Consider the following 910-nt stretch of genomic DNA (forward strand, 5'->3'; position numbering starts at 1 on the left):
CCATATTCCTCGAAAGCGAAGACGCTGCCGTCCTTGGTGAAGCCGAGGATCTCAAGTTCAGCGACATCGCCGGCATGAGCCGCGATCGAGGTCGCAAGCTGTGCAAGCAGGCCAACGGCAAACAGAAAGAGCATTCGCATCGGTCTTCACCCCCGTGATCGTTTCAATCCCCTAGCACGACGGAATCAAAACGTCGTGCGGTGCGAAAGCCGATGCATCCAATCGGCCCGTCATTTGTTATTGTCGGCAGTCCCAATGGAGAACCACCATGACCGACACCAGCAAAATTCGTGAGCATATGGAAGTCGTCGGCGCCGATGGCGTGCATGTCGGCACTGTCGACAAGGTCGATGGCCAGCGCATCAAGCTAACCAAGGCCGATAGCGGCGAGGGCGCCCACAAGGGCCATCACCACTACATTCCCCTGAGCCTGATTGCCGAAGTCGACGGCAAGAAGGTCTGGCTGTCGGCGAATTCTGATGTCGCGGTGACGTTCGAGGAAGAAAAGTCCGATCCGGTCTGATTGATCGCTTCACTTCATGCGTGACGACCAGACCGGAAACAGATCGTTTTCGGCAGGTGTCGCGGCATAGACGCCTCGGCTGATGGCGCGCGCCATGGTGGCGCCGGCGGCGGCGTAGAGATCGATTGCTGCATCGGCGGAGAGTTCGATACCGCTCGTGCCGGTCGCCAGCGCGAACACAAGGTCGCCATCGGCCGGCGTGTGCGTCGGCCAGATGGCGCGCACGAATCCATCATGCGCCGACATCGCCAGGCGCTTGGCGGCAGCCTTTGTGAGCACCGCATCGGTGGCAATGACGGCGATGGTGGTGTTGCCGCCGGTCTCCGTCTGCCGGCCAAAATGTTTGTCGCGGTACTTCAAAAGAATCCGGTTCGCCTCGTCAGGCAT

Annotated in this window: 2 protein-coding genes; one reads left to right on the forward strand and one right to left on the reverse strand. The window is 60.0% G+C overall.

Going from position 1 to position 910, the window contains the following annotated elements; all coding sequences use genetic code 11:
• The first annotated feature begins 268 nt into the window (after window positions 1-268).
• The gene (locus ENZ75_RS33020; RefSeq protein WP_013532118.1) at window positions 269-523 is read left to right on the forward strand and encodes a DUF2171 domain-containing protein; all 255 of its coding nucleotides are present in this window, start codon (window positions 269-271) and stop codon (window positions 521-523) included.
• Window positions 524-532: 9 nt separating this feature from the next.
• Here the strand turns inward: ENZ75_RS33020 and ENZ75_RS33025 are convergent.
• The coding region (locus ENZ75_RS33025) for a P1 family peptidase (protein WP_206617172.1) at window positions 533-910 on the reverse strand (378 nt) is incomplete at its 5' end.

This window comes from Mesorhizobium sp. M7A.F.Ca.CA.002.04.1.1 (assembly GCF_004022805.1).
GTDB lineage: Bacteria > Pseudomonadota > Alphaproteobacteria > Rhizobiales > Rhizobiaceae > Mesorhizobium > Mesorhizobium ciceri.

Excerpts from the sequence above, each read along its gene's own strand:
- ENZ75_RS33020 (WP_013532118.1), top strand. The coding sequence starts at position 269 with ATGACCGACACCAGCAAAATTCGTGAGCATATGGAAGTCGTCGGCGCC.